Below are 817 nucleotides of genomic sequence, written 5' to 3' on the forward strand. Positions count from 1 at the left end.
TCATAACCCTGACCAGTGAATTCTCCAAGTACATATGTTTCTCTGGAAGGAGAATGAATAGACAAAGCCTTTTTGATCTTGTTCTTAACACCGTCTGCGATCTCTTGGGCTTTCTTCCATACTGATTTAGCCATTGAGCTAATGCCGTTAATCAGCCCTTGAATGATGTTTTTACCAATGTCGTATAAGTTGATGCTGCTGAAAAAGCTTTTCACCTTGCCCCAGATGTTTTTGATCGTGTCTTTGGTTCCGTTCATACTGGAGGATACTGACTTTTTCATATTGTTGAAATTATTTTTCACTGTTGACCAAACTGCTTTAGCTGCACCCGTAACCGCTGATTTAATTGAATTCCATACTGAGGAAGCAACGGATTTTACTGCATTAAATACACTGCTCGTCACTGATTTAACAGTATTCCAAGACGTTTTAACCGCATTCAATAAGCCTTTTACATAAGTTGTAACGACTGTTTTAATACCATTCCAAATAGATTTAGCTATTGAGGCGATCCCTTTAAAAATTGAGCTTGTCACACTTTTGGCCGTGTTCCAGGAATTCTTAACAGAATCCACTAGCCCTTTTACAAGAGAAGTAACAACCGTTTTTATTCCATTCCAGATCTGCTTCCCTGCATTGCTTATATTTTTCCAAATCTGCTGTAGATGATTGGAAAGCCCTTTAAAATCTCCTGTAACCAAATCGACAACCATTAGGACAGGCGTTAAAATCGCGTTTTTGATAATCGTCCAAACGCCCTTTGCAATATTCGAGATCCCGTTCCAGATTCCAGACACCGTCTTAGACATGATAGAAA

The 817-nt window shown here is 38.9% G+C and carries 1 protein-coding gene; it reads right to left on the minus strand.

The features are described 5' to 3' along the window. Positions 1–817, minus strand: an 817-nt coding sequence (locus ACFQ88_RS39615; RefSeq protein WP_483875139.1) for a phage tail protein, incomplete at both ends; no start/stop codon positions are given.

Origin of the sequence: Paenibacillus sp. NPDC056579, assembly GCF_042793215.1 — a bacterium.
GTDB lineage: Bacteria > Bacillota > Bacilli > Paenibacillales > NBRC-103111 > Paenibacillus_S.